The sequence below is a fragment of the Pseudomonas sp. IAC-BECa141 genome, assembly GCF_020544405.1.
Classification (GTDB): domain Bacteria; phylum Pseudomonadota; class Gammaproteobacteria; order Pseudomonadales; family Pseudomonadaceae; genus Aquipseudomonas.
The window spans coordinates 2,661,792-2,687,484 of the sequence record NZ_CP065410.1 but is presented as its reverse complement, the minus strand read 5'-3'; the positions used below and the strand labels follow the sequence as shown (position 1 = coordinate 2,687,484).

The 25,693-nt window shown below is 60.0% G+C and carries 27 protein-coding genes and 1 pseudogene; 13 read left to right on the top strand and 15 right to left on the bottom strand.

The genetic code is table 11. From position 1 onward, the window contains the following. Positions 1 to 158: 158 nt before the first annotated feature. Together I5961_RS12230 and I5961_RS12225 are read right to left on the bottom strand one after the other, a co-directional pair. Positions 159 to 398 carry a hypothetical protein gene (locus I5961_RS12230; RefSeq protein ID WP_085700288.1) on the bottom strand — a complete coding sequence of 80 codons (240 nt, stop codon included), beginning with the start codon at positions 396 to 398 and terminating at the stop codon, positions 159 to 161. Between the two features lie 105 nt (positions 399 to 503). After that, positions 504 to 734, bottom strand: coding sequence for a hypothetical protein (locus I5961_RS12225; RefSeq protein ID WP_227235363.1), 231 nt, complete (start codon positions 732 to 734; stop codon positions 504 to 506). A gap of 207 nt (positions 735 to 941) precedes the next feature. On the opposite strand from I5961_RS12225, the gene I5961_RS12220 reads away from it, so the two are divergent. The 6 genes from I5961_RS12220 to I5961_RS12195 all read left to right on the top strand — a co-directional run bounded on the left by I5961_RS12220 (position 942) and on the right by I5961_RS12195 (position 6,661). Beyond that, on the top strand, positions 942 to 1,766 hold the full coding sequence (locus I5961_RS12220) for a DUF1206 domain-containing protein (RefSeq protein WP_227235362.1): 825 nt from the start codon (positions 942 to 944) through the stop codon (positions 1,764 to 1,766). A 129-nt stretch (positions 1,767 to 1,895) separates the two neighbouring features. Continuing rightward, complete coding sequence (locus tag I5961_RS12215) at positions 1,896 to 2,516, top strand: LysE family translocator (protein ID WP_085700291.1); 621 nt, start codon at positions 1,896 to 1,898, stop codon at positions 2,514 to 2,516. A 117-nt stretch (positions 2,517 to 2,633) separates the two neighbouring features. Continuing rightward, positions 2,634 to 2,981, top strand: coding sequence for a metalloregulator ArsR/SmtB family transcription factor (locus tag I5961_RS12210; RefSeq protein ID WP_227235361.1), 348 nt, complete (start codon positions 2,634 to 2,636; stop codon positions 2,979 to 2,981). Between the two features lie 9 nt (positions 2,982 to 2,990). Continuing rightward, positions 2,991 to 3,461, top strand: coding sequence for an arsenate reductase ArsC (locus tag I5961_RS12205; protein ID WP_085700293.1), 471 nt, complete (start codon positions 2,991 to 2,993; stop codon positions 3,459 to 3,461). Positions 3,462 to 3,472: 11 nt separating this feature from the next. After that, positions 3,473 to 4,162, top strand: coding sequence for an arsenical resistance protein ArsH (arsH, locus tag I5961_RS12200; RefSeq protein WP_227235360.1), 690 nt, complete (start codon positions 3,473 to 3,475; stop codon positions 4,160 to 4,162). 114 nt (positions 4,163 to 4,276) lie between these two features. Continuing rightward, a complete protein-coding gene (locus I5961_RS12195) occupies positions 4,277 to 6,661 on the top strand; it encodes a DUF3772 domain-containing protein (RefSeq protein WP_227235359.1) in 2,385 nt (794 codons plus the stop codon). Between the two features lie 28 nt (positions 6,662 to 6,689). Here the strand turns inward: I5961_RS12195 and I5961_RS12190 are convergent, their stop codons facing one another. The 5 genes from I5961_RS12190 to I5961_RS12170 form a co-directional block, all read right to left on the bottom strand. Beyond that, the gene (locus I5961_RS12190; RefSeq protein ID WP_085700296.1) at positions 6,690 to 6,854 is read right to left on the bottom strand and encodes a DUF2986 domain-containing protein; all 165 of its coding nucleotides are present in this window, start codon (positions 6,852 to 6,854) and stop codon (positions 6,690 to 6,692) included. A gap of 114 nt (positions 6,855 to 6,968) precedes the next feature. Further along, a complete protein-coding gene (locus I5961_RS12185; RefSeq protein WP_085700297.1) occupies positions 6,969 to 7,433 on the bottom strand; it encodes a nuclear transport factor 2 family protein in 465 nt (154 codons plus the stop codon). Between the two features lie 67 nt (positions 7,434 to 7,500). Further along, entirely contained in the window at positions 7,501 to 8,478 is a 978-nt protein-coding gene (locus I5961_RS12180) for a saccharopine dehydrogenase family protein (protein ID WP_085700298.1), read from the bottom strand. Further along, positions 8,475 to 8,876: a VOC family protein gene (locus I5961_RS12175; protein ID WP_085700299.1), complete on the bottom strand. Its 402-nt coding sequence runs from the start codon at positions 8,874 to 8,876 to the stop codon at positions 8,475 to 8,477. The genes I5961_RS12180 and I5961_RS12175 overlap by 4 nt, the downstream gene beginning before the upstream one ends. A gap of 15 nt (positions 8,877 to 8,891) precedes the next feature. Beyond that, a complete protein-coding gene (locus tag I5961_RS12170) occupies positions 8,892 to 9,635 on the bottom strand; it encodes an SDR family NAD(P)-dependent oxidoreductase (protein ID WP_085700300.1) in 744 nt (247 codons plus the stop codon). Between the two features lie 138 nt (positions 9,636 to 9,773). Here I5961_RS12170 and I5961_RS12165 point away from each other — a divergent pair, with 138 nt between their 5' ends. After that, entirely contained in the window at positions 9,774 to 10,670 is an 897-nt protein-coding gene (locus tag I5961_RS12165; protein ID WP_227235358.1) for an AraC family transcriptional regulator, read from the top strand. An 8-nt stretch (positions 10,671 to 10,678) separates the two neighbouring features. On the opposite strand, the gene I5961_RS12160 is transcribed toward I5961_RS12165, so the two are convergent. The 3 genes from I5961_RS12160 to I5961_RS12150 form a co-directional block, all read right to left on the bottom strand. Beyond that, complete coding sequence (locus I5961_RS12160; protein WP_319633928.1) at positions 10,679 to 11,374, bottom strand: tRNA (adenine(22)-N(1))-methyltransferase; 696 nt, start codon at positions 11,372 to 11,374, stop codon at positions 10,679 to 10,681. Between the two features lie 105 nt (positions 11,375 to 11,479). Continuing rightward, the gene (locus tag I5961_RS12155; RefSeq protein ID WP_227235357.1) at positions 11,480 to 12,076 is read right to left on the bottom strand and encodes a LysE family translocator; all 597 of its coding nucleotides are present in this window, start codon (positions 12,074 to 12,076) and stop codon (positions 11,480 to 11,482) included. A 51-nt stretch (positions 12,077 to 12,127) separates the two neighbouring features. Beyond that, positions 12,128 to 12,964 (bottom strand): AraC family transcriptional regulator, encoded by an 837-nt coding sequence (locus I5961_RS12150; protein ID WP_227235356.1) that lies wholly within the window; start codon positions 12,962 to 12,964, stop codon positions 12,128 to 12,130. A 167-nt stretch (positions 12,965 to 13,131) separates the two neighbouring features. On the opposite strand from I5961_RS12150, the gene I5961_RS12145 reads away from it, so the two are divergent. After that, positions 13,132 to 13,326 (top strand): PLDc N-terminal domain-containing protein, encoded by a 195-nt coding sequence (locus I5961_RS12145; protein WP_007955366.1) that lies wholly within the window; start codon positions 13,132 to 13,134, stop codon positions 13,324 to 13,326. Between the two features lie 210 nt (positions 13,327 to 13,536). Continuing rightward, a complete protein-coding gene (locus I5961_RS12140) occupies positions 13,537 to 14,601 on the top strand; it encodes an alpha/beta fold hydrolase (RefSeq protein WP_227235355.1) in 1,065 nt (354 codons plus the stop codon). Between the two features lie 21 nt (positions 14,602 to 14,622). On the opposite strand, the gene I5961_RS12135 is transcribed toward I5961_RS12140, so the two are convergent. Beyond that, entirely contained in the window at positions 14,623 to 15,648 is a 1,026-nt protein-coding gene (locus tag I5961_RS12135; RefSeq protein WP_227235585.1) for a GlxA family transcriptional regulator, read from the bottom strand. A 464-nt stretch (positions 15,649 to 16,112) separates the two neighbouring features. On the opposite strand from I5961_RS12135, the gene I5961_RS12130 reads away from it, so the two are divergent. Continuing rightward, positions 16,113 to 17,423, top strand: a complete 1,311-nt coding sequence (locus I5961_RS12130) for an MFS transporter (RefSeq protein ID WP_227235354.1) — start codon at positions 16,113 to 16,115, stop codon at positions 17,421 to 17,423. Positions 17,424 to 17,496: 73 nt separating this feature from the next. Here I5961_RS12130 and I5961_RS12125 read toward each other — a convergent pair whose 3' ends face one another. Next, positions 17,497 to 19,485, bottom strand: a complete 1,989-nt coding sequence (locus I5961_RS12125) for a peptidase U32 family protein (protein WP_227235353.1) — start codon at positions 19,483 to 19,485, stop codon at positions 17,497 to 17,499. Positions 19,486 to 19,842: 357 nt separating this feature from the next. Then, positions 19,843 to 20,223 carry a RidA family protein gene (locus I5961_RS12120; protein ID WP_085700306.1) on the bottom strand — a complete coding sequence of 127 codons (381 nt, stop codon included), beginning with the start codon at positions 20,221 to 20,223 and terminating at the stop codon, positions 19,843 to 19,845. A 495-nt stretch (positions 20,224 to 20,718) separates the two neighbouring features. On the opposite strand from I5961_RS12120, the gene I5961_RS12115 reads away from it, so the two are divergent. Beyond that, entirely contained in the window at positions 20,719 to 21,102 is a 384-nt protein-coding gene (locus tag I5961_RS12115; protein ID WP_227235352.1) for a DUF6124 family protein, read from the top strand. A 125-nt stretch (positions 21,103 to 21,227) separates the two neighbouring features. Here I5961_RS12115 and I5961_RS12110 read toward each other — a convergent pair whose 3' ends face one another. Continuing rightward, a complete protein-coding gene (locus tag I5961_RS12110; protein ID WP_085700308.1) occupies positions 21,228 to 22,586 on the bottom strand; it encodes a hypothetical protein in 1,359 nt (452 codons plus the stop codon). Positions 22,587 to 22,879: 293 nt separating this feature from the next. On the opposite strand from I5961_RS12110, the pseudogene I5961_RS12105 reads away from it, so the two are divergent. Next, positions 22,880 to 23,047: pseudogene (locus tag I5961_RS12105) on the top strand (transposase); the annotation flags it as partial. Positions 23,048 to 23,242: 195 nt separating this feature from the next. Here I5961_RS12105 and I5961_RS12100 read toward each other — a convergent pair. Beyond that, a complete protein-coding gene (locus tag I5961_RS12100; protein ID WP_139834859.1) occupies positions 23,243 to 23,488 on the bottom strand; it encodes a hypothetical protein in 246 nt (81 codons plus the stop codon). Positions 23,489 to 23,883: 395 nt separating this feature from the next. Between I5961_RS12100 and I5961_RS12095 the strand changes: the two genes are divergently transcribed. Further along, positions 23,884 to 25,560 (top strand): MFS transporter, encoded by a 1,677-nt coding sequence (locus I5961_RS12095; RefSeq protein ID WP_085703740.1) that lies wholly within the window; start codon positions 23,884 to 23,886, stop codon positions 25,558 to 25,560. Positions 25,561 to 25,693 lie beyond the last annotated feature (133 nt).

The following is a 25,693-nucleotide window of genomic DNA, read 5'->3' as shown; positions in this document are numbered from 1 at the left end:
AGTGAGTTGACGTAGTCAACGTTGACCGAAGCTGCTGTGGCAGCGATCGGCCAGAGTACACGTCGCCGATGGTGGCCAGATCCAATTTCCAGACGCTCGATGGCAGGACGCTGTGTTCGGCGTCGGTATGAACATCGGCTCAGCCGGCGCAGATCGCCCTACTCGCCTTGGGCACCCACCACGTCGATTCGAGTGATTCCGACCAGACCCGCCTGCTCGATTATCTCGTCGGGTGTGGAGTCTGCATCAGGCATGATCAGGCTGTTCTCGCCATCCCCGAAATGTAACTGCAACAAGTGCATGGCCGCGTCCTGAATGGGTAATTCAGGCTGCTTCAGTTCAAGCTGATGGGTACGGGGCTGGTCGTTGAACAGGTACGTGATCGTGTAATTGCGCATGGATGACTCCCTCAGAATAGTAATCGGCACCTATCCTGACTGAGTGGTCAGCTTATAGTTCAAGTAAATGCGGTTCATGAATTTCGATCCAGTCACCTGTTCTGATCAGCCTCGCGACAAGGCCTTCAGACGTTCCACCAGCGCGGCCTCGAAAATGATGTACAACCTCTCGGCATCGCCGACACGCAAAGCTCCGCCGGTTTCCAGTCCCAGCACGAATCCATCCGCCCGCGCCCCAGCCTTGACAGCAATGATCATCGAATCTGCCCGGACAATCTGCGCCAGCAGTCGATCCGCTTCACGCTGAATTTTCTCGCCCAACACTACGCCTTCCACATCCCCACCCAAATACCTTTAATTCGACATCCAATAAACGACGCCGATAACCGATGAAACCCAAATGATGGGTCAGGATCGCTCAACCCGCAACAACAGCACACATCGCCCTTGGGACCACAGGTTGCCCGTTGATCTACGACGTGTAATAGAACCCCCTCCAGAAAGGACGGTCTGCTCTTTCATGACCTCTCGCAAGGAACTCCAATGTCCGCGCAGCGCAATCTGGTAATACTCGCCCGGGGTGGATACGCCTCCCGCGGAGTGCTCTATTTGATCATCGGTATATTCGCGTTAATGGCAGCCCATGACTCAACAAAACCGAAAGACAGTCACAAGAGCCTTGAGGCCTTGCTGAGCCAACCGTTCGGCTATTTTCTGGTGGGCGTTGTGGTAGCAGGTCTGCTTGCATTTTCGGCCTGGCGTGTCCTGCAAGCCGTACGCGATGTCGATCATCACGGCACGCAATTCAAGGGTCTGGTGATTCGTGCAGGCCTGTTTGCAGGAGGTTTGGTCAACGGTGCTCTAGCGTTTTTTGCGTTGGGCCTGCTCGTGAGCGGCACCCGAAATTCGAGCCATTCAGGCGAGCAGACCAAAGATTGGCTGGCGCACCTTCTGTCGTGGGAACACTCGAATTTATTGTTGTATCTGATCGCTCTCCTACCACTGGGCGTTGGCGTTGCTCACATCATCAAGGGATGGAAGGCCTCGTTCGAGAAGTATTTTGAGGCCGACGAAGAGGTCATGCGCTATGTCCGTCCGGTGTCACAATTCGGCCTGATCGCCCGTGGAGTCGTGTTTATGGAAATTGCTTTGCTGCTGGCAGTGAGCGGTTCCGCTTATCAAGCCATGGACCCACCAGGCATGAAGGAAGCGCTGGACGCACTCCAGAACCTACCCGCCGGATGGCTCGTCTTGATGGTGATGGCCCTGGGGCTGATTGCCTTCTCGGTTTACAGTTTCTCTGAAGCGTGTTGGCGCAAGATAAATATGGATGTGCCAGGCGTTTCCAAAGCAAAAGCCCGGCATTGAGGTAAGCCATGCGCACCGTTCATATTGCTAAGATGCAACCGGCCGCATCCATCCGCGCCTGACTTTTCGGCTGGATCCCCCGCCTGAAACCGTTACCGTTCCCCATCCGGAACAAGGAACCCAAGCGCAATGTCCATCGCCGACAACCTCCTCGCCTTCACCCTCGCCGCCACGCTGCTGACGCTGACACCCGGCCTCGACACCGCGCTGGTGCTGCGCACCGCCACCGTCGAAGGCAAGCAACAGGCCTTGCGCGCAGCGTTGGGTATCAACGCCGGTTGCCTGTTGTGGGGCGCGGCGGTGGCGTTTGGGTTGGGGGCGTTGATTGCGGTGTCGGAGCTGGCCTACAACCTGTTGAAGTATTGCGGCGCAGCGTATCTGGCGTGGCTGGGGTTGAACATGCTGCTGCGCCCTCGCCGTTCGCTGGCACCGGCCGAGGCCGACGGCAAGCCGGGGGCGAACTGGTTTTTCAAGGGCATGCTGGGGAATGTGCTGAATCCGAAGATCGGGATTTTCTACGTGTCGTTTCTGCCACAGTTCATTGCGCAAGGTCAGCCGCTGGTACCGTGGACGTTCGGGCTGGTGAGCATTCATGTGGTGCTCGGGCTGATCTGGTCGCTGGTGTTGATTGGCGCGACGCAGCCGCTGTCCGGGTTTCTGCGCCGTGAGAAAGTGATTCGCTGGATGGATCGCACCACCGGGGTGATTTTCGTGTTGTTTGCCGCGCGGTTGGCGTTCAGCAAGCGTTGAAGTGCCCACGCTAAACAAACCTTCGGTCGAGACCTGCCACTACACCAAAATCAAGGCTTGCCCATCACATATGGATATCCGTATATTCGGCCAACCATATGTACTCAAGGCGTCGCCATGCTCAACCCCGCCTCCGTTTTCAAATGCCTCGCCGACGAAACCCGCGCCCGGGCCACGCTGCTGATCACCCGAGAAGGTGAGTTGTGTGTCTGCGAACTGGTCTGCGCGCTGGACGACAGTCAGCCGAAAATCTCCCGCCATCTCGCACAACTGCGCACCTGCGGTTTGTTGCTGGATCGCCGTCAGGGCCAGTGGGTTTACTACCGGCTCAACCCCGACCTGCCGACATGGATTCGCACGCTGCTTGAAACCACGCTCGCCGCCAACACCGCCTGGCTGGAAGAAAACAGTGCGCGGCTGGCTGCCATGGGCGATCGCCCGCTCAATACATCCGCCTGCTGCTGAGGATCAATCATGCGCGTTCTATTCATGTGCACCGCCAACAGCTGCCGCAGCATTCTGTCGGAGGCAATGTTCAACCACCTGGCGCCGGCCGGTTTCGAAGCCGTCAGCGCCGGCAGTTTCCCCAAGGGCCAGGTGCTGCCGCGCAGTCTGACTACGTTGCAGGCAGCCGGCATTTCCATCGCCGGGCTGAGCAGCAAGGGCAACGAGGCCTTCGAAGACAATCCGCCGGACATCGTCATCACCGTCTGCGACAAGGCCGCCGGTGAAGCCTGTCCGGTGTACTTCGGCCCGGCCCTGAAAGCCCATTGGGGGCTGGAAGATCCGTCGGACGTGCGCGGTGATGAGCGCACCATCGACGCTGCTTTCCGCGCCACCCTCGCCCGAATCGAAACCCGCTGCCGGGCCTTCCTCGCCCTGCCCTTCGCCCAACTTGACCGTGATGCCCTCAAGCGCGAGCTCGACCGCATCAGCACGCTGTAACCGGAGCCGACATGACCGACCTGCCCAACCTCGATCCCTCACTGGTTCAGAAAACCACTCGTGACGAAGGCGCCCACAAGCCGCGCATCCTGTTGCTGTACGGCTCGACTCGCCCGCGCTCCTTCAGCCGTTTGCTGGTCGAAGAAGCCGCCCGCCTGCTGGAGCACTTCGGTGCCGAGACGCGAATCTTCAACCCTTCGGGCCTGCCGCTGCCGGACGATGCGCCGGGCGATCACCCGAAAGTCCAGGAACTGCTCGAACTGATGCAATGGTCGGAAGGCCAGGTCTGGTGCTCGCCGGAACGTCACGGCGCCATGTCGGCGGTGTTCAAGGCGCAGATCGACTGGGTGCCGCTGGCACTTGGCGCGGTGCGTCCGACCCAAGGAAAGACCCTGGCGGTGATGCAGGTCTGCGGCGGTTCGCAATCCTTCAACGTGGTCAATCAACTGCGCGTGCTGGGCCGCTGGATGCGCATGTTCACCATCCCCAATCAATCGTCGGTGCCCAAGGCTTATCTGGAATTCGATGAAAGCAACCGCATGAAGCCTTCGGCGCTGTACGACCGGGTGGTGGACGTGATGGAAGAGTTGGTGAAATTCACGCTGTTGCTGCGAGATCGCCCGGATCTGGTGGATCGCTACTCGGAGCGCAAGGAATCGGCAGAAGAGTTGATGCAGCGGGTCAATCAGCGGTCGATCTGAACAACCGCAACACCGCGAACGGTGGCCCATCGCCCGGGTCACCGAAACTTTTGCGCGCCCTCCGATCCGATCACCTAACCTCAATGTTTGTGTGATCAACCGGAACCGGTTCCCATGCGCAATGCATTGAAGTCATTGATGTTAATCGCCTTGATCCTGTTCGGCTTGGGGGCGGTGGCGGCCGCCGACTTGCCTGGCACACCGGATGTCACCACTGGCGCCCCGCTCCCCGGCTTCTCGCAAAGCGATCTGCAAGCCCTTCAACTGCGCCTCGACGGCCTCAAGCAGCAGATCTCGTCCGCCAACAATTACAACCAGCTCGAAGGCCCGCAGGATCGGGTGCAGACGTTCATTCTGGACATTGATCGACTGTCGGCGTCGCTGTTGCCGCAGCAGGCGCAACTGGCCGTGCAATTGGGCGTGCTGGGAGCAGCGCCGACCGAAGCGGTGGCCGCCGAACAAGCTGATATCGCCGCGCAACGGGCAACGTTGATCGAGCAGAAAACCAAAGTCGATACGGCGCTGAAAAACCTCGCCACCCTCAAGCAAAGCGCCACGGATCTGATCACGCAGATCGCCGGCATCCGCCGCACGCTGCTCGAAAGCGAACTGATGCTGAGCACCCACAGCATTCTGAATCCCGGTTTCTGGACGCCCCTTTTCAATCCTTCGCCAGATGACCGCCAGCGCCTGCGGGTTTTCGTCGAACAGGTACAACAGACCGGCGCCGAGGCGTGGCGACCAGGCCAGCGCTTTTACACCGCATTGCTGGTGATATTGGCGTTTATCGTCTGGACGTTTGGACGGCGGCTCGCTGACCGCTGGATGGCCTGGGTGTGCATTCACCGCATGCCGGAGGGTCGGCTGCGTCGCAGTTCGCTGGCGTTTGCCTCGGCACTGGCAACACTTGCGACCACCGCCATCGCCCTGGAGTTGTTGTACTACGCGTGCACCCGTCACGTGCCGTTGCCGCCGATGCTGGCGACGTTTTCCGATGAGTTCGAGAAAGTCGTTTACGCCTGCGTGTTGATCACAGGGCTCAGCCGCGCCTTGCTGTCCACCGAGCACCCGTCATGGCGGTTGCCGGCGGTGGCCGACGAGGTCGCAGACACGCTGCAGCCATTCGCGCCGATCCTCGCCGCGACGCTGCTGGTGCTGGTGACGTCGGTGCAGGTCAGTAACGCCTCTGGCATGAGCAGCCAGATCGTGATTGCCGGCCGGGGCATCATTGCGCTCATGGTGCTGGGCATCGTCACGACGTTGCTGATGCGCGTCGGCAGGGTGCGCAAAGTGTTGGCGGCGGCTGGCGATACGCAGGTAACGGGCAACACGTTTGCCGGGGTGATTTACACCGTGGCCACCCTGGCAATGGTGCTGTCGTTCGGCACCCTGCTGACCGGGTATGTGTCGCTCGCGCGGTTCATCACCTACGAACTGGTGTGGGCGTTTATCGTGTTTTCCGGGTTTTACCTGCTGATGCAGTTGCTCAAGGACAGCTGCGAGTACTTCTTTTCTCCCCGCCATTCCAGCGGCAAGGCGCTGAAACAGCTGCTGGGTGTCGGTGATCGGCGTCTCGAACAGGCCTCGACCCTGCTGGCCGGTTTTGGTCGGGCTGCGCTGTTGCTGTTGGCGGTGATCACGCTGTTTGTCGGCGGGATCGGCACCACCCTGGGCCAACTGGCCAACAACATCGGCACGATCCTCGGCGGCGCCGGCCTGCGCAAGCTGAACATCGTCCCCGGCCACTTGCTCAACGCCGTGCTGGCGCTGCTGATCGGCATCTACCTGATCCGCGCCCTGCGCCGCTGGCTCGACAACGAGTTTCTGCCCAAGACCGACATGGACCCGGGCATGTGCGCCTCGCTCAGCACGCTGTTTTCCAACATCGGTTATGCGGTGGTGATCCTGCTGACCCTGTCATCGCTGGGCGTGCAATGGACCAATCTGGCGTGGATCGTCAGCGCCCTGTCGGTGGGCATCGGCTTCGGCTTGCAGGAGATCGTGAAGAACTTTGTCTCCGGGCTGATCCTGCTCACCGAACGCCCGGTCAAGGTCGGCGACCTGATCAGCATCAGCGGCGTCGAAGGCGACATCCGCCGGATCAACGTGCGCGCCACCGAAATCCAGCTCAGCGACCGTTCGATCGTGATCGTGCCCAACTCGCAGCTGATCTCGCAGAACCTGCGCAACGTCACCCTCGGCGGCAGCGCCCAGGGCGTGGCGACGCTGGAGCTGATGTTCCCGCTGGACATCGACCCCGAACAGGTCAAGAGCCTGCTGCTCGACACCTACACCGAACACGAAACCATCCTCGATAAACCGGCACCGTTCGTGCGCTTCAGCAAGCTATCGCCCGATGGCATCACGTTGACCGTGACCGGCTACGTCGACAGTCCGAGGATTGTCGGCAAGACCAAGAGTGATCTGTTGTTCGAGACTCTCAAGCGGCTGGGGGCGGCGGGGATTGAGTTGGCCAAACCTGCACAGCCGGCTGGCTGAGGGGGAGCGCTGCGCTGTGACTGCCTGATCAGGACTCAGGTGTGTCGACTGCTTCGGGAGTGGCCTCGGCCGCCATTTTCAACCGATCAGCCTTGCTGATGTACTTCGGCTTGTTGCTCTTGGGTGCCAGTTTGGCGTTGGCCTTTCTGGATTTTTCCTTGAAAAGTTGCTGCAGTTTTTTCTGGCGATTCATGGTCATCTACCCGGCTGTAAAGGCTTGAATGATAACAGCTGAATCAGCCGGCGCAGAGGCAGGCGAAACCTCACGCTCAATCAAGCCTTCACGCTAACCGGCTCGCAAATCCGGTTAAACGCCGGAGAGCACCCCGGGGTCGCCCGTGCGCCACACATTGTCAACCGTGACGCTTTGAATCAGCCAGGCGTCGCCTGCCCGCACCAGTTTTACGTCGTAACGGTTTTTCATGAGGTAGTGCCGTGAGTGATCACTTTGCGGCACGTGCTGGGCTTCCACGAGTGCATCAACCTGCGCCCGATCGCCAACGACGCTGACTCGCGGATTGCTGACAGAGTGCGTTGTATCGATACCGGCAAGTGAACCTGAAAGCGACGCCAAGATGGTCTGACGCCCCTCCAGAACAGGGTATTCGAACCCGGCCTTTGCAGCGGCGGGCCGGAAGTCGGAAATCGCATCCTCGGTAAACGCCGACGCCAGTAATGCTTCGTCGCGCAGATCGATTCCAGCGGCAAACCGGTACAGCGTTTCAACCACCGCAAGTTTGTCTGCGGTGTCCTGCAACTGTGTGGATGACATACTTGAAGCCTTAGGTGAAGTGAGCTTGAGGATTTCGCCAGGCGCTAGGCCGAAGCGGACTCGCGTTTCAGAAATCAGTAACGGTTGTGCCTGCGATACTTTCGGCAAACCCGATGCCGAACACCCGGGCCGGCGTTTCAAAACCCGGCCGTCGCTCCCCGCTCAACACACGACGCGCGGCTTCGACAGCTGCGAGCGGCGTGTAGGTGTAGCCGTTGACGGTCTCGATCACCGAGCATGCAACGCTGCCGTTGGCGCCGCTGACTTCAGCCACCGCTCGGGCGCGATGTGCCTCGCGCTGTTCGACGCTTGGGCCGTCTGGCAGTTGCGCCAGATCGCCTTCCGGAAACGCGTCACCGCTGATGTGCACGAACATGGCGATATCGGGAATACCGGTGGAATGCCAGCCGGTCACCAGATCACCGAATGACAGGGGCGCACAGAGCACCGGCCCGTCACCAAAATCGAAGTGACGGGGCTGCGCGTCAGGCGCTGCGACCAGTTGTCCATCGACCCGAGCCAACAGGCCTGCACCAATGATTTCGCCGACACTCAGGGCCGAGCCGCGCGACATCGAGCCCGCGACCTGCAAGGCGATTTTCAATGAACGCGGTTGTGGCACCCGTTGAGCAACACGCATCGCCAGACAATCGGTCGGCACCACATCCCAGCCGACGCCGGGCAACAACATCACGTTCGCACTGGCTGCTTGAGCACCCAACTGCTCGGCACGCCGATAGACATTGATTTCCGCCGTGATGTCCAGATAGTCGACACCGGCCTGGATGCATGCCTGCATCAAGGCGTCTGCCGTCTGGGCGAACGGACCCGCGAAATTCAGCAGTACCGCGATACCCTCCAATGATTGAGCTGTCAGTTCATTGGGCTTGAACACCCGAAAAGGAACATCCAGTTGCGCAGCGAGCAACTCGAGCGTTTCGGCCGTGCGCCCAGCGATGACCAGGTCCAGCCCCAGTGCCTTGGCATGTTCGGCTGCCATGCGCCCGGTGTACCCGGTCGCGCCGTAGATCATCAGTGTGCTCATTGGCCGTGCTGCCATTTTTTGAAGACAAATTCGAGGCTGTAACCGTCCGGATCGAGGACATTGGCAGCGTAGTAATCGGGGTCGTAATGCAGACGTGCGCCTGGAGCGCCGTTATCGACAGCACCACTGTTGATCGCCGCCGCGTAAGCTGCGTCAACTTCGGCCTTGCTGTTGGCGACAAACCCGACGTGCACCGCCCGCCCTTCCACCACGCCTTCGCGCAACCAGAAAAACATCCGGCCATGGGCACCGAAACCTTTCAGATCCGGATGGCCGGGTGGGCCGTCCTTGCCGTCGTAATCAAGCCTGGCGGTAATGCCCAGCGGGGTCAGCGCGGCGGTGTAGAAATCAATGGAGCGCTCAATGTCGCTGACTGACAGAAAGATGTGATCAAGCATGGAGTTACCTCGCCTTCAAATGAAATAGCCGCCCGCGACTTCAATGGATTGGGCGTTGATCCAGCCGCCCTCCTCGGACAGCAACATGGCGATGACGCGCGCAACATCCTGCGGTTCGCCAACCCGGCCCAGAGCCGTTTGCGAGGCGAGCAATGCCTCGAATTCGTCGTTCAAACCACCGCCCAGCTCGGTTCGGATCGCTCCCGGCGAAACAGCGTTGGCCCGTATGCGCCGGTCCGCGAACTCCTTGGCCATGTAGCGGGTCAACACCTCCAGCCCGCCCTTGAACGCTGCATACGGCGCAACCCCGGCGGTAGCGACCCGGGTGGTGGCGCTGGTCAGGTTGACGATGCTGGCGCCCTCGCCCATCAGCGGCAACAAGGTTTGCGTGAGGAAAAACGGGCCTTTGAGATGAACGTTCAACAAACCGTCGAACTGCGCCTCGGTGACGGCTGCCAGCGGATTGAACAAGCCATGGCCCGCGTTGTTGACCAGTCCAGCCAGCGTAGCCACGCCCCAGAGGCTGTCGAGGTTATGTCGCACGGCCTCACGGAAACGGTCGAATTGACTGACATCCGCAACGTCCAGCTCAAGCGCCACGGCTGTGCCGCCCGACGTCTGAATCCGTTGCACAACAGCAGCGGCCGCATCGGCATTGCTCTTGTAGGTCAGGATGACGCCCATCCCGATGCGGGCACAGTGTTCGGCGGTACTTGCGCCAATGCCACGACTGCCACCGGTAATCACGATAACGCTCATGCGTTGCTCCAATGTCTCTGTGGTGAGTGACCACAGTAGCCATCGGCTTCGAGGTGAGCGCAGCCGTTCCTCTTCGAAACCTGCCTGTTTCTGCTTTTTGCTTGCGCGGGAGTGATCGCGTAGGTTCAGATGCCGGGCATGAATAATCAACTGACAGAACTTTGCGCCCTGGCGCAACACGCCGAAAACCGCCGCACGGAGACGGGTATCCCGCGCGTCGCCATGGTTCAGGGTGAAATCCCCGAGCACATGCTGGCCGCCGTTTACGAACCGATGATCAACCTGATTCTGCAGGGCAGCAAATCCATGACCATCGCCGACCGCACGCTTCACTACGACCCGGCGACCTACTTCGTGATGTCCATCGATCTGCCGGCAGTGGGACAGGTTCACCCCTCAGCGAGCGGCGAGCCTTACCTGGCGGTCAGCCTGACGCTGGATCCGGTGGTGCTGACGACCCTGCTGGCCGACTTGCCCAAACCGCTCGGGCAACATGAACAGGACAGCGGGTTTTCGGTCGCTGCTGTCACGCCTGAGTTGATGGATGCGTGGGTGCGCATGTTGCGCCTTATGGGGAGGCCGGAGGAGATCGCGGCCCTCGCGCCGGTCTACGAACGGGAAATTCTGTATCGCGTCCTGCAAGGCCCCCACGGCTGGATGCTGCGCGACATTGCGGCCCCCGACAGCGCCATGGCCCGCGTCAACCTGGCCATTCAGCACATTCGTCAGGACTTTGCCGAACCGATTCGCGTGGACGCATTGGCGCAGCTTGCGTCGATGAGCGTGTCAGCCTTTCATCGACATTTCAAAGCCGTTACGGCGCTGAGCCCGTTGCAGTATCAGAAGCGTGTTCGCCTGCTTCAGGCCCGGACGCTGATGGTGGCCAATGCCAGCAGCGTCACCCGCGCAGCGTTCGAAGTCGGTTATGAAAGCGCTACGCAATTCAGCCGCGATTACGCACGGGTGTTCGGCGTGCCGCCCTCGCGGGATGCGACGCGGATTCTCGCAGAGACCCGAAGCAGCGCGCAGCACTGATCACCCCTTCACGCCAGCACGCCAGTAATCCAGCGCACTTGCTGCTTCAGATCCTGCACCTTGCGCTCGCACACCCCATGCCGTGCCCGCCCGAAATGAGCCAGCGTCTGCTGCTTGTGCCGCAGCCGTTGCTGCCATTTGCTGACAAACGCCGGACTGCGCGCCTGCAATTGCAATGGCCCGAAGAACAACTCCTCGGCGGTGTAGCTCACCGGCCCGCCCCGCTCGGCCACGATGATTTCGTAGTCGAAGCGGTTCTCCCGCAGGATTTCCTCGAAGAGGATTCGGTAGCCGTTGTCCATCAGCCATTGTCGCAGCGGTTGTTCGCCGCCGTTGGGTTGCAGGATCAGGCGCTCGCGGCCGCTCAGGCGCGCCTTGCCGGCTTCGAGAATGTCGCGGATGGTCTCGCCACCCATGCCGCACACGGTGATTGCCGTGATCCCGTCGACCGGCTCGACAGCCATCAAGCCATTGGCCAGGCGAACGGTGATCTGCTGCTCAAGGTCGTTTTCGCGCACGGTGCGTTGCGCCGAACGGAACGGCGTCTCGGCCATCTCGCCCGCCACCGCCGCCGCGATCGCACCACGGCGCATCAGGGCCACCGGCAAGTAACCGTGATCCGAGCCGATATCGGCCAGCCGCGCACCAGCGGGCACGTGTGCCGCCACCTGCTCCAGGCGCATGGACAATGTCTGTTCGTTCAACCGCAACCCCTTTCACTCTGAACGCCCGGCACTGGTGGCCGGATCGGGGCGCGATTCTGGGGGGCAACGGCTGGCAATTCAAATTTATGTGACCAATCGCGACGGCTACACCAACACCGCCAACCAAGCCGACAGCAACAACAAAAACGCCAGCCCGGCGTTCATGCGCCTGAATGCCCGTGGCGAGCCAAATAACCGTGCGCTGCCCACGCCCAGCAGCGCCCACGCCGTCATGCACGGCAGACTGACCAGCAGAAACGCCATTGACAACAGCACCATCCGGGCGCTGTCCTCGCTGCCACCGGCAAACACGCTCACCACCGCCACCGCCATCATCCACACCTTGGGGTTGATCAGTTGCAGGCCGGCGGCGCCGAACACGCTGAAGCCGTCATCACCCGTTGGCGCCGAGTCCAGCGACGGCGGCGTGCTGCGAAAGATCTGCCACGCCAGCCAGCTCAACCACAACACGCCGGCCCAGGCCATCGCCTGCTGCACACGGGGATAGCGCAGCAAGGTTTCCCCCACGCCGAGGCCGACCACCAACACCACCAGCGCCGCCGACACACATGCGCCGAAGATGATCGGCACGGTGGCCGTCAGACCGCGCCGCGAGCTGTGGCTCATCACCAGAATATTGGTCGGCCCCGGGGTGATTGAAGCGACGAAGGAAAACATCAGAAAAGGCAACAACGATTCCATGACAGGACTCCCGAATCAGAACAGGAAGTCATGGTCGCGGTTGCGCGGGGTTCAGTCTGGAAGGTTTGAGCAGCGCTTGCGGTAATCCGCCGGCGTCAGGTGATAGGCACGGCGAAACCAGCGCCCCAGATGGCTCTGATCGGCGAAACCGAGGGCGCTGGCGACGGTGGCGGGTGTTTCGCCGCGCGCCAGCAACTGCCGGGCGCGGGCCAGGCGCAACTGAATCAGATAGGCATGTGGCGCCAACCCGAAAGCAGCCTTGAACGCACGGGTCAGTCGAAAGCGATCAATCCCGCAGGCCTGGGCCACGTCGTCCAGCCCGATGTCCTCAAAGGCGTGCGCATGCAGATAGTCCCGCGCCACTTGGGCCACTCGTGGCAGGCGCGGATCGAAAGGCTGGTGCTTTCGCCAGTCGAGGTGGGACGTCAGCGAACCGAGCAAGGTGTCGATGGCGGTCTGGCGCACGATGCGCAAATCGCCCTGATGCAGGGCGTTGAAGGCCTGGTTGATGGCGGTGGACAGGCGCGGATCCTGGCTCAGAGTATCGGTGAACCCGAGCTGGCTGTTGTCCGGCGCATGCTCGAACAGCACGCGCAATTCGCGCTCCAGCCAATGTGGATCGAGGTAGAGCATGGAATAGGTGAAACCCTCCTCCGTCGGCGCGTGCCCGTCGTGGATCTCCCCCGGCTCCAGCATGAAAATCTTGCCCGGCGTACTCAGATGCCGCACGCGCCGGCAATGAAACTGCTGCACGCCCTGCTCGGTGACGCCCACCAGAAAGCTGTCATGCCAGTGCGGATCGTAGGCATGGCCCTGGAAATGGGCACGAATCGACTCGATACCGGTGTCGGCATCCTGAGACAGCTCGATCCAGTTGCGTTTGTCCACGCCAGGCTCCGAAAGCAGTGGTTGTTCGTCAAAGGCGTCTACGTTACCGCGACTTTGCCGGTGGGTTTAGAACATTTGTGCACGTGCGCCAGGCAAACCATCAAGCAAATTTAATGAACCCTGAGTGGTATGCCCCGCCTAAGCCAATGACCATCAGGAGGTAGCCCATGCAACTTGAAACCACGTGGATCGTACTGGCCGTCGTTCTTTTGCTCATCGAATTGTGGGCGATCAACAGGGTGCGCAAGAGTGAGGGGAAAGCCAGCAACAAAGGTGTCTGGATCGTATTGATCGTGTTTGTGCCACTGTTCGGGCTGATCGCCTGGGCGCTGGCCGGACCCAAGCACGTCACTCAGGCCTGAAGCCCAAGGCAAGCAAGAGCCCCGAACATTCGGGGCTTTTTGTTGGCCACGGGTTTGTATCGCAGTGTGTACGAACGCCTCCCGGATACATGCCCGCGCATCAGCCAACAAAAACGGAAACAGCCCGGATACGCGACCAGCCTTTAATGGACTCCAGATTCGAAGGGTTCAGCCAGAACCCGGCCCTCGCCGATCATAAGGAGACTTGCCATGAAGCACGCACCACTCGCCACCGTCACCACCGGGAAAAACCGTCGCCGCCTGCTGGGCCTGTCGATGCTCGCCACCGCGCTGCTGCAGTTCGGCGCGATCGCCCAGGCACAAACCGCAGCGCCCGAGCCGGTCAAGACCGAAGCCGCCAGCGTCAAGGCCGACCTGCCCTTCGGCCCGCTGAAACATGTGAAGGCCGGCCTGCTGGACGTGGCCTACGCCGAAACCGGCCCGGCCAACGGCCCGGTGGTGATTCTGCTGCACGGCTGGCCCTACGACATCCACAGCTACGATGACGTGGCGCCGCTGCTGGCGGCCAAGGGTTATCGGGTGTTGATGCCGTACGCCCGGGGTTATGGCGACACGCATTTCCTGTCCGACAAGACCGTGCGCAACGGTCAGCCGGCGGCGCTGGCCAGTGACGTAATCGATTTCATGGATGCCCTGAAAATCAAACAAGCCGTGCTCGGCGGCTACGACTGGGGCGCGCGTTCGGCGGACATCGTTTCGGCGCTGTGGCCTGAGCGGGTGAAAGCGCTGGTCTCGGTCAGCGGTTACCTGATCGGCAATCAGGCCGCCGGCAAGAACCCGCTGCCGCCCAAGGCCGAACTGCAATGGTGGTATCAGTTCTACTTCGCCACCGACCGTGGTGAGGCGGGCTACACCAGGAACACCCATGATTTCGCCAAGCTGATCTGGCAACTGGCGTCACCGAAATGGACGTTCGACGACGCCACCTTCGACCGCAGCGCCAAGGCCTTGCAGAACCCGGATCACGTCGCGATCACCGTGTTCAACTACCGTTGGCGCCTGGGCCTGGTGCAGGGTGAAAGCCAGTACGATGCGCTGGAACAGAAACTCGCCACCGCACCATCGATCAGCGTGCCGACCATCGCCCTGGAAGGCGATGCCAACGGCGCGCCGCACCCGGCCCCCGAGGACTATGCCAAACGCTTCACCGGCAAATATCAGTTCCGCCTGATCAACGGCGGCATCGGTCACAACCTGCCGCAGGAAGACCCGAAAGCCTTCGCTCAGGCGATCATCGACGCCGATCACCTCTGAAGCGGCACGCCAGACGGCTCGTCATTTGACGAGCCGTTTTTCTTTGGACGGGCGATAACCGAAGTAAGCGCTGTAGCACTTGCTGAAATGACTCGGTGACACGAATCCGCAGGCCACCAGCACGTCCACCTGGGACAGCTCGGTGTGTTGCAGCAGACGGCGGGCCTCGGTGATGCGCAGTTCCATGTAATAACGCTGCGGCGTGGTGCCCAGTTGTTCCTTGAACAAGCGCTCCAACTGACGCCGGGAGCGCCCGGCGTACACCGCCAGTTGCTCCAGCTCCAGCGGTTCTTCGAGATTGGCATCCATCAGCTTCACCACTTCACGCAGCGGCGCGCTGACACTGATGTTTTCGGTCGGTTTGATCCGCCGGTAACGCGACTCCTCGAACGCCAGAATGTCTTCGATGCCTTCGACCAGCGCCTTGTCGTGCAGGCCCTTGATCCAGTCCAGGGCCATGTGGAACGCGCCGGACGGACTGGACGCAGTCAGCCGGTCGCGGTCGATCACATAGGGTTCGCTGCTGACCTGGGTCGCCTTGGAAATCTCCGCCAATGCCGGCCGATGCTCCGGGTGAATCGCACAGCGATAGCCTTCCAGCACCCCTGCCCGGCCCAGGAACCACGCGCCGTTCCACAGCCCGGCCAGCATCACACCGGCCTCGGCGGCCATTTTCAGCAGGTTGATGAACTCGTCGCTCGCCTTCAATTCCGTGCGGTAACCGCCGCAGATCACCAGCAGATCCAGTTCCTGCAACACGCAGGTTTCCAGACGCGAGTCAGGGCGGATCACCAGCCCCAGATCACTGATCACTTCGCCGTCGTTCAGGCCGAAGGTGCGCGTGGAAAACAGACCGGGGCGCAGCAGATTGGCGGTGACAAGGGTGTCCAGCGCCTGGGTGAAGGCCGGCAGGGAAAAATGCTCCAGCAACACGAACCCGGTGCGGGTCATGTGTCCCGGCCCGCTGGCGGGCTCGTTCAGGTAGCGAAGGTTCTTGCCCTTCATGCCACCGCTGAATTGGCGTCGTTCGATCAAGGTGTGGCCCATCGGTTTCATTGTTGTAGCGCCATGCTAACTGGCGCCGCAGCAAATTACTCGCAAACGACGCAAGCACCACAAGGTAGATCGTTCCCACGCTCCGCGTGGGAATGCCTCCATGGACGCTCTGCGTCCGCCGTTGGAAGGGACGCGGAGCGTCCCGGGCTGCATTCCCACGCGGAGCGTGGGAACGATCATCACCCAGCCCTGCCGGGCTGCGTCCCAACGTCGCAGGGCCAGCATCTTGGCAAACGCCAGACAACGCTTAAAATCGCGCCTCCTCTTGCAGTCGCCCGACCGGCGCCTGCCCGCAGCCATGACAACCCTCAGGTTTGAACAGCCGGCCACTTTCACGAAGTGCGCCAGGCTCAATCGTCCTGCCCGTTCGGCGGTCGTTTGTCTTCAACACACTTCGGCTTGGCACTCGCATGCGCAGAGGCGCACGTTCCGCTGTTCGATCACTTGAGGTTTTTATGACACCGCGTTTGCTGGCCATGGCGCTGGCGCCCCTGCTCGGGCTATTCATTGTTGCCCTGGGCAACGGCTTTCTGTCTTCCTTGACCACTCTGCGCCTGGGCGCGGCCGGCGAATCGGCGACGATGATCGGCATCGTGTCCTCGGCCTATTTCATCGGCCTGACCCTCGGCGCGATCTTCAACGATCGCCTGATCCTGCGCATCGGCCACATCCGCGCCTACAGCAGCTTCGCCTCGCTGATCGCCGCGACCATCCTGCTGCAAGGGCTGTTTTATGACACCTGGGGCTGGGTCGTCCTGCGTCTGATCAACGGCTGGGCCACGGTCGGCGTGTTTCTGGTGATCGAGAGCTGGCTGCTGCTGGCCGGTGACGCGAAGATTCGCGGGCGTCTGCTGGCGCTGTACATGATCGTCCTCTACGGCGCCGGCGTGCTGGGTCAGGCGTTTTTGGGAAAAATCACCGGGCTGGGCGATACCGCGCCATTCATGGTCGCCGGCATGCTCGCGACCCTGTCGGTATTGCCGATCGTGATCCTGCCGCGTGTTTCTCCGTTGCTGGAACAGGTCGAACCGCTCAAACCACGGGCGCTGCTGGGCGTATCGCCCACCGGTCTGGTCGGCTGCTTCGGCTCCGGTGTGACCATCGCGGCTATCTACACTCTGCTGCCGCTGTACCTGCAACGCATCGGCCTGAACGTCGGCGAAGTCGGCAGCATGATGGCCTGGACGATCCTCGGCGCGATGCTGCTGCAATACCCGGTCGGACGCTGGTCCGACCGCAAGGATCGCCTGCAAGTGCTGACCGTGCTGTGCGCCGCGTGCACCGTGCTGTCGCTGGTGTTCGTGCTGGTACCGCTGTCCTCGGCCCTGCTTGCGGCAATGTTGTTTCTGCTGGGTGGCGGCGTGTTCGCGTTGTACCCGGTTGCGGTCAGTCACGCGGCCGACCGCGCGCCGGTCGAAACGTTGGTGCCGATGATTCAGGGCATGCTGCTGATCAACTCGCTGGGCTCGGCGATGAGCCCGCTGCTGATCTCGCCAGCGATGAACGCCCACGGCGAAACCGGGCTGTTCTGGGCCTTTGCGCTGGTCAACCTGGCCATGGTGACGTTCTTCTTCTGGCGCCGTGGCAAGCGTCCGGTGCCGGCCAACCCGGCGCCATTTGCGGCGGCAGCGACGTTCTCGCCAACTGGCGCCGAGCTGCGGGTGACCGAAGACTTGCGTCAAGCGGCGCAGGACCATCCGCCGATGGTCGATGCGTTGAGTGGCGAAGCGGCGCCGCCAACGGCATCGCGCTACGAAGCCAGTTGAGTTTCTGGCAGGCATAAAAAAACCGGTGATTTTTGTCACCGGTTTTTTTATTTATCGCACAGCAGCCTCTGAATCAGTGCGGAGCCCGAGGAATGGTCTTCATCAGGTCTTCAGGGCTGATATGTCCCACCACACTGCCCGGCTGCGGCATGTTCAGGATGTGGCCCTTCATCTTGCCGATCACGTGCATCTCGCACGGCTTGCAGTCGAACTTGAGGGTCAGCACTTCATCACCGTGAATCAGCTGCATTGGCGCGACTTTGGTTTTCACGCCGGTCACGCCTTTGGCCTGTTTCGGGCACAGGTTGAAGGAGAATCGCAGGCAGTGCTTGGTGATCATCACCGGCACTTCGCCCGCCTCTTCGTGGGCCTCGTACGCCGCGTCGATCAGCTTCACCCCGTGACGGTGGTAGAAGTCGCGGGCCTTCTGGTTGTAGACGTTGGCCAGGAACGACAGATGCGCCTCCGGGTACACCGGCGGTGGCGTGGTCTCGGCCTTGCGCGAACCGCGCGGATGGGCGGCAACGCGGGCGGCGGTCAGCGCTTCGATCACTTCGCGGCGCAACGACTTGAGCTGCGAGTTCGGAATGAAGAACGCTTGCGGCGCATCCAGTTTGATCGAGGTCGCGTGGTACTCGGTGGTGCCGAGCTGGCCGAGCAGATCGTGCAAGGTCTCCAGCGCCTGTTCCGGTTTGTTGGCGACGCCGAACGGGCCGTCCAGCGCGACGCTGGCGCTGATGCCCTCTTCGCTGGTCACGGTCAGTTCCAGACGCTCTTCACGCAGCTTCGCCAGCCAGCTCACGCCGATACGACGCTCGGCCGAGGTCTTGAGCAAGGCCTGCTGCCAGTTGTGATCGAGGTTGCGGTTCAGCGGGTGGTTCGGGCGCAGCTTGTACAGGCCTTCCGGCATTTCGTTCGGCTCGACGCGGTAGCGGTAGCGCTTCTCGCCTTCTTCCTCGAACTCGCCCTTGGCTTCGGCGATGTTGGCGCGGAAACCCACCACTTCGCGCTTGACCAGCACATTGAGACCGTCGCCGTTGGACAGCGGCTCGTGGGTGATGACCTGCATGTCACGCTTGCCGACTTTCTCGACCGTGCCCACCGCCAGACCGGTGAAGGTCGGCGAATCGAACGCGCCGATGTCGATCTTGCGCTCGCTGACAAAGTAGTCGGTGCTGCCACGGTGGAAGGTCTTTTCCGGATCCGGCAGGAAGAAATGCGCGGTGCGGCCGCTGGAAGCACGGGCCAGGTCCGGACGGTCGTTGAGCACGTCGTCGAGGCGCTGGCGGTAATAGGCGGTGATGTTCTTCACATAGCCCATGTCCTTGTAGCGACCTTCGATCTTGAACGAACGCACACCGGCCTCGACCAGCGCGCGGATGTTGGCGCTCTGGTTGTTGTCCTTCATCGACAGCAGATGTTTTTCGTAGGCGATCACGCCACCCTTTTCGTCTTTCAGGGTGTACGGCAGACGGCAGGCCTGGGAGCAGTCGCCCCGGTTGGCACTGCGCCCGGTCTGCGCGTGGGAAATGTTGCACTGACCGGAGAACGCCACGCACAACGCGCCGTGAATGAAGAACTCGATGGCGGCCTCGGTTTCGTCGGCGATCGCGCGGATTTCCTTGAGGTTCAGTTCACGGGCCAGTACCAGTTGCGAGAAACCGGCCTGATCGAGGAACTTCGCCCGCTCAAGGGTGCGGATGTCGGTCTGGGTGCTGGCGTGCAGCTCGATGGGTGGAATGTCCAGTTCCATCACGCCCAGATCCTGGACGATCAGCGCATCGACGCCGGCGTCGTACAACTGATGGATCAGCTTGCGCGCCGGCTCCAGTTCGTTGTCGTGCAGGATGGTGTTGAGGGTGGTGAAGATGCGCGCGTGATAGCGACGGGCAAATTCCACCAGTTCGGCGATTTCGCTCACCTCGTTGCACGCGTTGTGGCGCGCCCCGAAGCTCGGGCCGCCGATGTACACCGCATCGGCGCCATGCAGAATGGCCTCGCGGGCGATGGCCACGTCACGGGCGGGGCTGAGCAGTTCCAGGTGATGTTTGGGCAAGGACATATAGTTTTTAGTCAGGCTGTCACGGTCGAGGCGCGCATTGTAGCCGCGAAACGCGTGGCCGGCACGCCTGTGCTGCCGGGTGGCTGTTTTCAACCCGTCACGATCAGATCGCTCCCACGCGGACTGTCACCGATCGTTCCCACGCTCCGCGTGGGAATGCAGCCCGGGACGCTCCGCGTCCCTTCCAGAGCCGAACGCGGAGCGTCCGTTGAGGCATTCCCACGCCCGGCGTCACAGATCGTTCCCACGCTCTGCGTGGGAATGCAGCCCGGGACGCTCCGCGTCCCTTCCAGAGCTGGAACGCGGAGCGTCCCTTGAGGCATTCCCACGCGGAGCGTGGGAACGATCATTACGGGGTCAAGCCTTCGCAGCCGTCGCAGTCACTTCCACCTTCATCCCTTCAACCGCCAGCGCCGCCACGCCAACCGCCGCTCGCACCGGCCAAGGCTTGGCGAAGTAGCGCTTGTACACCTCGTTGAACGCAGCGCGATCGGCCATGTCGGTCAGGTAAATGGTCAGGTGCAGCACGCGGTCCATCGAACTCCCGGCCTTTTCCAGTGCGACTTTCAGCGCCTGCAACGTGCATTCGCTCTGCGCGGTGACGTCGCCCAGTTCCAGGCTGCCGTCGGCGCGGGTCGGAATCTGGGTCGACATCAGGATGCCGTTGAATTCGGTCACGTCCGAAGAGATCGAGTCTGCATCCGGGTCCGGGGTGTAGGTGATGTCTTGGTTGGCCATGGGAAAGTCCTTCGCTGGCAGTGAGGGCGGCGCCATCGCGCGCCGTTTCGGGCGGCCAGTTTACAGACACGGCGGCGGGTTTGAAGCCATGGCGGTTTTCGGGGTGGGTTCTGACGGATGTTTCAGTGTGTTTTGTGGGCCGCCAAACACGTTTCGATGCGTGTGTTTAAAGACACCTGGAGTTACGCGCAATTGCCCACAAATCCTTGCGCCAGAGCCTACGGCTACGCCAGAATCCGCCGGCTTGTGCGCCTTGGGGTCGGCCGGTAACTTGGATCGGGTCACTGATTCGCAGTGATCGGGTTTAGCAGCCCGGCTCATCTACCACGGTTGCACATCTCACCTTGTCAGGTTTTCGCCTGCATTTTGCGGTGGCTGTGCGCATGGCACCTTCGGGTGCGCCGGGTTTGGTGATGACCGGTCTGCTAACTTGCGCACAGCTGCCACCTTCCGTTTAGCAGCGAGACGGTTGCATCCTCAATGAGGCACATCACCATGTTTAAAGTAACGCCAAATCCTCCGGTCACCGAACCGGCCAGCATCACCGACCCGACTTCCCCCTACGAATGCCCTGACTCCAAGAAATTCAACGAAGCCGCCAACCGCGCCCTCGACTATCACCTAGGCCCGATATCAGCCCAAATGATGGCCGCGCCCTACTACCCCAACCGCCTCTACCAGGCCAACCCGGCCAGCAACAACGAATCCCTGCTCGCCGACGCCGTCGAAACGCTGGGTTCGGCCAACGTCATGCTCAACAACTTCGTCGACCTCCTCGAAGGCCCCCACCGCAAGACCGCACAGGGCATCGCGCAGATCGTGATGCTTGCGGAACTGGCGGTGAATCAGGTGTTGGATAACGTTGTGCCAACGGAGTAAGTCGCAGCGGCGAAGATGCTCTTTGCTATCACACAACATCAAAAGGGGACGATTAAATAAATCTGTCCCCTTTTGATTCAACTTCAGCCTTCAGGCAAAACGACGGCGGGATTCACTTCAAGGCGTCAGGCGCGGTAACACAACAGCACACCACCACTGATGTATGGCCAAGATTCGGCGTCCGTCCACAATGCACCGCACACAAAAATACGATCTGTTCCTTTCATCGACATGCCGCTGATAGATTCTATGAACAAATCGTCATCAAACACGGCAAAACCTGTACCGTTGAACGTAGTATCCGGAGAACCGTCAGAAAGATAACGCGCGGTTAGGATACTTAACTCTTTTGTGACAAAACCGTTGCCGGTAAAGCCGGAGACGACGATTGATCCATTGGCCTGTGTCACGCAATGCTCCCAACTGAGCCCCGCCGATACAAAATCGGCAAATAGCGGCTTTCCGTTATTAAATGGGAGGTTGTAGGACCCCGTAGAGTTCAGAGCGACTATCAGGCCTTTCCAAGGCTCACCTCTCGCCATTTTTGCTGAGCCTACCGCAATAACTCTGCCATCACTTTCCCGGACCGTCATAGCCCTCAACCTAATCAAAGACGGACTGAAAACGGTGACAGCAAGCCCCCCATTAAAGTCGGGATCGACCCTGCCAGTGGCAGTGAGACGGGTCACATAGGCAGTTTGACCGTCATTGGAATAGAAACTCCCACAAACCAGTATCCGCCCGTCCGCCTGTAATTCGATGCCATCGCTAGAACTATACTCGAATGCAAAGCCTTCAAGTTCAATGAGCGCAGCGCCTGTGCCGTTGAACGTCTCATCGGGAGAGCCGTCCGGGTGACGCCGCAGAACGATGCCTTTCGGTATTCCGAATTCATCTATGGCATTGCCGAGCAGCAGGATCTTGCCATCAGCCTGTACGCTCGCTGAAGTTGAACTGGCAAAAGAAGACTGCTCGGCATCATCTGCCTCTTTATTATCGCGAGGAGTCCCCTTCGCCATTACTCCTTTGTACCCGGAGCTGCCGAAATCCTCGTAGGGAATGTAGAGAATGCCGGTTTCATTCAAGGACGTGTCCAATCGACCATCCGGGAGATGGCGCATGATCAACAGGCCGCCTGAGGTGTCTGTGATAGCTTGACCAACAATCAGGCATCCGCCATTGACCGCCGGGCTGATACCGAAAACGCTCAGATCCTGAACGGTATCGAGCGGCACAAGCACAAAACCGTGTTTATTTGCACCAAACTCCTTATCCAGCGATCCGTCCGCGTTCAGACGCGCCACCGCGTAGCCAGCATTGATTCCACTCAACGGGATGACAGTGAGCAGTTTCCCTTGAGGCAGAGCCAATACAGCGCTCGGTTCGATACCAGAAATTTCAGGAATAGGAAATTCAAGAATGCCGGTTTTATTGAAAGCTGGATCCAGAGTGCCTGGACTGGTGATTCCTTGTTGTTGTCCCATTATCTTGCTCCATCAAGTCATCCATTAATGCATTAAAGGGGACAGATTTATTTTCTGCGCACCCACAATCAAAGTATCAACACGAAAACCCACAAACACACCTGATAGAAATAACAGTTTTTAATACTGATTCAGAACAACCAAAACCCTGAGCGATTATAAGAGGCCGCGAATTCTGGCTTATTTAATTCATTCGCTTAGCTTCGGCAGATACATTCTCTGACACATCCAACCTGCCTCAGCCTCGCCACCTTCTAAACTTCATCCGTCAAAACAAGGACGTAGGAAGACTCATGCCCAGAACGGGACGCATCGTGCTACCCCACTACCCACACCACATCGTGCAGCGCGGCCACAACAGGCAGGTTGTGTTCGCCGAACCGGCCGATTACGAACGCTATCTTTCTGACCTGCGTGAGCTCAAGGAAGCCTTGGGTATAAAAGTTTATGCCTACTGCCTGAAAATCAAAGGGGACGAAAATCAAAGGGGACAGATTTATTTCTGCGCCCCCACAAGCAAAGCATCAACACAAATAGCCGCAATCTCACCTGATAGAAATAACCTAAAATAAATCTGTCCCCTTTGATTGGTCCCCTTTGATTTGACCTAAAATAAATCTGTCCCCTTTGATTTGTCCCCTTTGATTAAAATTGAATCAAGTATGCCTGGTAATAGCTTGAACCTCAGCTACTGCATCATTAAAAACCTTAACACCTCCAGACAACAGGTTAATTGTAAGAACGAAACTCCCTGTCATGTGATTAGACCGCCAATCCAGTGATGGACTATTACCTTCATAAACCTGTCCATCCACACCATATACAGTTAGATATTTTTTACCTCCTAAATCCTGCAATTTTCCCGGTATATCGGGAGACGAATCTATATTAGTTTTTTGCAAAATTTTGCACCTCCATTTTTAACAGAAACAAAAGGGACAATTTTCTGCCCCCCGGCAAACAAAGTATCTCCAACAATAGCCGCCACAACACCTGACAGAAATAACAGTTTTTAATACCAATTCGGAACAATCGAAGTCATGAAAAAACATAAGAAAACAAGAATGCAAATTCATCAAGCTCATTCCGCCACTAAACCGTCCCCCCTCTCCATCCACCGCCCCCACTGGATATCCCCACAATCCCAATTATGCTCAAAGAAACCCCGCCCTCCCGCGGGGTGGTGATTCTGTGCACGCTCCACGAAACACCTGATCCGGCATCCGCCACAGGCCTCGGGTACGCGACGTTGATGAAGTGCTCCGGCCTACAAAAACAAGCACGACGGAGAACCCCCATGGCCGTACTCGACAGCATGTCCACCGGCAGTGCCCCGCACCACAGCGTCAGCCGAGAGGAACGCAAGGTCATCTTCGCTTCATCCTTAGGCACCGTATTCGAGTGGTACGACTTCTATCTCTACGGCTCGCTCGCCGCGATCATCGCCAAGCACTTCTTCGCCGGGGTCAACGAGACCACGGCGTTCATCTTCGCCCTGCTCGCCTTCGCCGCCGGTTTTGCAGTGCGGCCGTTTGGTGCGGTGGTGTTCGGGCGATTGGGGGACATGATCGGGCGCAAGCACACGTTTCTGATCACGATTGTGATCATGGGCGTGTCGACGGCGATTGTGGGTTTCCTGCCGGGTTACGCGACCATCGGGGTCGCGGCGCCGATCATTCTGATTACCCTGCGGCTGCTGCAAGGTCTGGCGCTGGGCGGTGAATACGGCGGTGCGGCGACTTATGTGGCCGAGCATGCACCGAAGGGCAAACGCGGGTATTTCACGTCGTGGATTCAGACCACCGCGACGCTGGGGCTGTTTCTCTCGCTGCTGGTGATTCTGGCCTGCCGCACTGCGCTGGGCACCGAGGCATTCGAGGCTTGGGGCTGGCGGATTCCGTTCCTGCTGTCGATCCTGCTGCTGGCAGTGTCGGTGTACATCCGTTTGCAGCTGAACGAATCACCGGTGTTCAAGAAAATGAAGGAAGAAGGTAAACACTCCAAGGCGCCGCTGACCGAATCTTTCGCCCGTTGGGACAACCTGAAAATCGTGATCATGGCCCTGCTCGGCGGTACCGCCGGCCAAGCGGTCGTCTGGTACACCGGGCAGTTCTACGCGCTGTTTTTCCTGCTGCAAACCCTGAAGATCGACCCGCAGACCGCCAACCTGCTGATTGCCGGCTCGCTGTTAATCGGCACGCCGTTCTTCGTGATTTTCGGCAGCCTGTCCGACCGCATCGGGCGCAAGGGCATCATCATGGCCGGGTGCATTCTGGCGGCGGTGACCTACTTCCCGATCTTCCACGCGCTGACCCAGTACGGTAACCCCGACGTGTTCGTCGCCCAGGAGAAGAACCCGGTCAAAGTGATCGCCAACCCTGACCAGTGCTCGTTCCAGTTCGATCCGGTGGGCAAGGCCAAATTCACCAGTTCCTGCGATCTGGCCAAGACCATCCTGGCCAAACGGGCGATCCCTTACGAAAACGTAGTGGCGGAACCGGGTACCGTGGCTCAGGTGCGCATCGGCGATAAAGTCATCGAAAGTTTCGAAGGCACGGCCCTGCCGGCCGCCGACTTCAAGACCCGCAACGATGCCTTCACCGCCAGCCTCGGCACCGCGCTGAAAGAAGCCGGGTATCCGGAAAAGGCTGATCCGGCCAAGACCAATTACCCGATGGTCTTGCTCCTGCTGACCATCCTCGTGATCTACGTGACCATGGTCTACGGCCCGATTGCGGCCTGGCTGGTCGAGCTGTTCCCGGCGCGCATCCGCTACACCTCGATGTCGCTGCCCTACCACATCGGCAACGGCTGGTTTGGCGGGTTCCTGCCGACCGTGGCGTTCGCGATGGTCGCGGCCACCGGGGATATCTACTACGGCTTGTGGTACCCGATTGTCATCGCGGTGATGACGGCGATTCTCGGCATCTTCTTCTTGCCGGAGACCAAGGATCGGGAGATTCATCACACCTGACCCGACTCCGCTCGATGCTGTGCATAGCGCCACGCACAGCATCGAGCGTTGTCACATCGGCGTCATTGTTGGTTGCTAACGTCCTCGCGCCTCTTTGCTCCGACTGCCAAGGTGACCTTCCCGGTGTCCTCAA

Bases quoted from the DNA above. Each gene is read 5' to 3' on its own strand.
- I5961_RS12230 (WP_085700288.1), bottom strand. From the start codon at position 398: ATGCGCAATTACACGATCACGTACCTGTTCAACGACCAGCCCCGTACC.
- I5961_RS12220 (WP_227235362.1), top strand. From the start codon at position 942: ATGTCCGCGCAGCGCAATCTGGTAATACTCGCCCGGGGTGGATACGCC.
- I5961_RS12215 (WP_085700291.1), top strand. From the start codon at position 1,896: ATGTCCATCGCCGACAACCTCCTCGCCTTCACCCTCGCCGCCACGCTG.
- I5961_RS12210 (WP_227235361.1), top strand. From the start codon at position 2,634: ATGCTCAACCCCGCCTCCGTTTTCAAATGCCTCGCCGACGAAACCCGC.
- I5961_RS12205 (WP_085700293.1), top strand. From the start codon at position 2,991: ATGCGCGTTCTATTCATGTGCACCGCCAACAGCTGCCGCAGCATTCTG.
- arsH (WP_227235360.1), top strand. From the start codon at position 3,473: ATGACCGACCTGCCCAACCTCGATCCCTCACTGGTTCAGAAAACCACT.
- I5961_RS12195 (WP_227235359.1), top strand. From the start codon at position 4,277: ATGCGCAATGCATTGAAGTCATTGATGTTAATCGCCTTGATCCTGTTC.
- I5961_RS12190 (WP_085700296.1), bottom strand. From the start codon at position 6,854: ATGAATCGCCAGAAAAAACTGCAGCAACTTTTCAAGGAAAAATCCAGA.
- I5961_RS12185 (WP_085700297.1), bottom strand. From the start codon at position 7,433: ATGTCATCCACACAGTTGCAGGACACCGCAGACAAACTTGCGGTGGTT.
- I5961_RS12180 (WP_085700298.1), bottom strand. From the start codon at position 8,478: ATGAGCACACTGATGATCTACGGCGCGACCGGGTACACCGGGCGCATG.
- I5961_RS12175 (WP_085700299.1), bottom strand. From the start codon at position 8,876: ATGCTTGATCACATCTTTCTGTCAGTCAGCGACATTGAGCGCTCCATT.
- I5961_RS12170 (WP_085700300.1), bottom strand. From the start codon at position 9,635: ATGAGCGTTATCGTGATTACCGGTGGCAGTCGTGGCATTGGCGCAAGT.
- I5961_RS12165 (WP_227235358.1), top strand. From the start codon at position 9,774: ATGAATAATCAACTGACAGAACTTTGCGCCCTGGCGCAACACGCCGAA.
- I5961_RS12155 (WP_227235357.1), bottom strand. From the start codon at position 12,076: ATGGAATCGTTGTTGCCTTTTCTGATGTTTTCCTTCGTCGCTTCAATC.
- I5961_RS12145 (WP_007955366.1), top strand. From the start codon at position 13,132: ATGCAACTTGAAACCACGTGGATCGTACTGGCCGTCGTTCTTTTGCTC.
- I5961_RS12140 (WP_227235355.1), top strand. From the start codon at position 13,537: ATGAAGCACGCACCACTCGCCACCGTCACCACCGGGAAAAACCGTCGC.
- I5961_RS12135 (WP_227235585.1), bottom strand. From the start codon at position 15,648: ATGGGCCACACCTTGATCGAACGACGCCAATTCAGCGGTGGCATGAAG.
- I5961_RS12130 (WP_227235354.1), top strand. From the start codon at position 16,113: ATGACACCGCGTTTGCTGGCCATGGCGCTGGCGCCCCTGCTCGGGCTA.
- I5961_RS12125 (WP_227235353.1), bottom strand. From the start codon at position 19,485: ATGTCCTTGCCCAAACATCACCTGGAACTGCTCAGCCCCGCCCGTGAC.
- I5961_RS12120 (WP_085700306.1), bottom strand. From the start codon at position 20,223: ATGGCCAACCAAGACATCACCTACACCCCGGACCCGGATGCAGACTCG.
- I5961_RS12115 (WP_227235352.1), top strand. From the start codon at position 20,719: ATGTTTAAAGTAACGCCAAATCCTCCGGTCACCGAACCGGCCAGCATC.
- I5961_RS12110 (WP_085700308.1), bottom strand. From the start codon at position 22,586: ATGGGACAACAACAAGGAATCACCAGTCCAGGCACTCTGGATCCAGCT.
- I5961_RS12095 (WP_085703740.1), top strand. From the start codon at position 23,884: ATGGCCGTACTCGACAGCATGTCCACCGGCAGTGCCCCGCACCACAGC.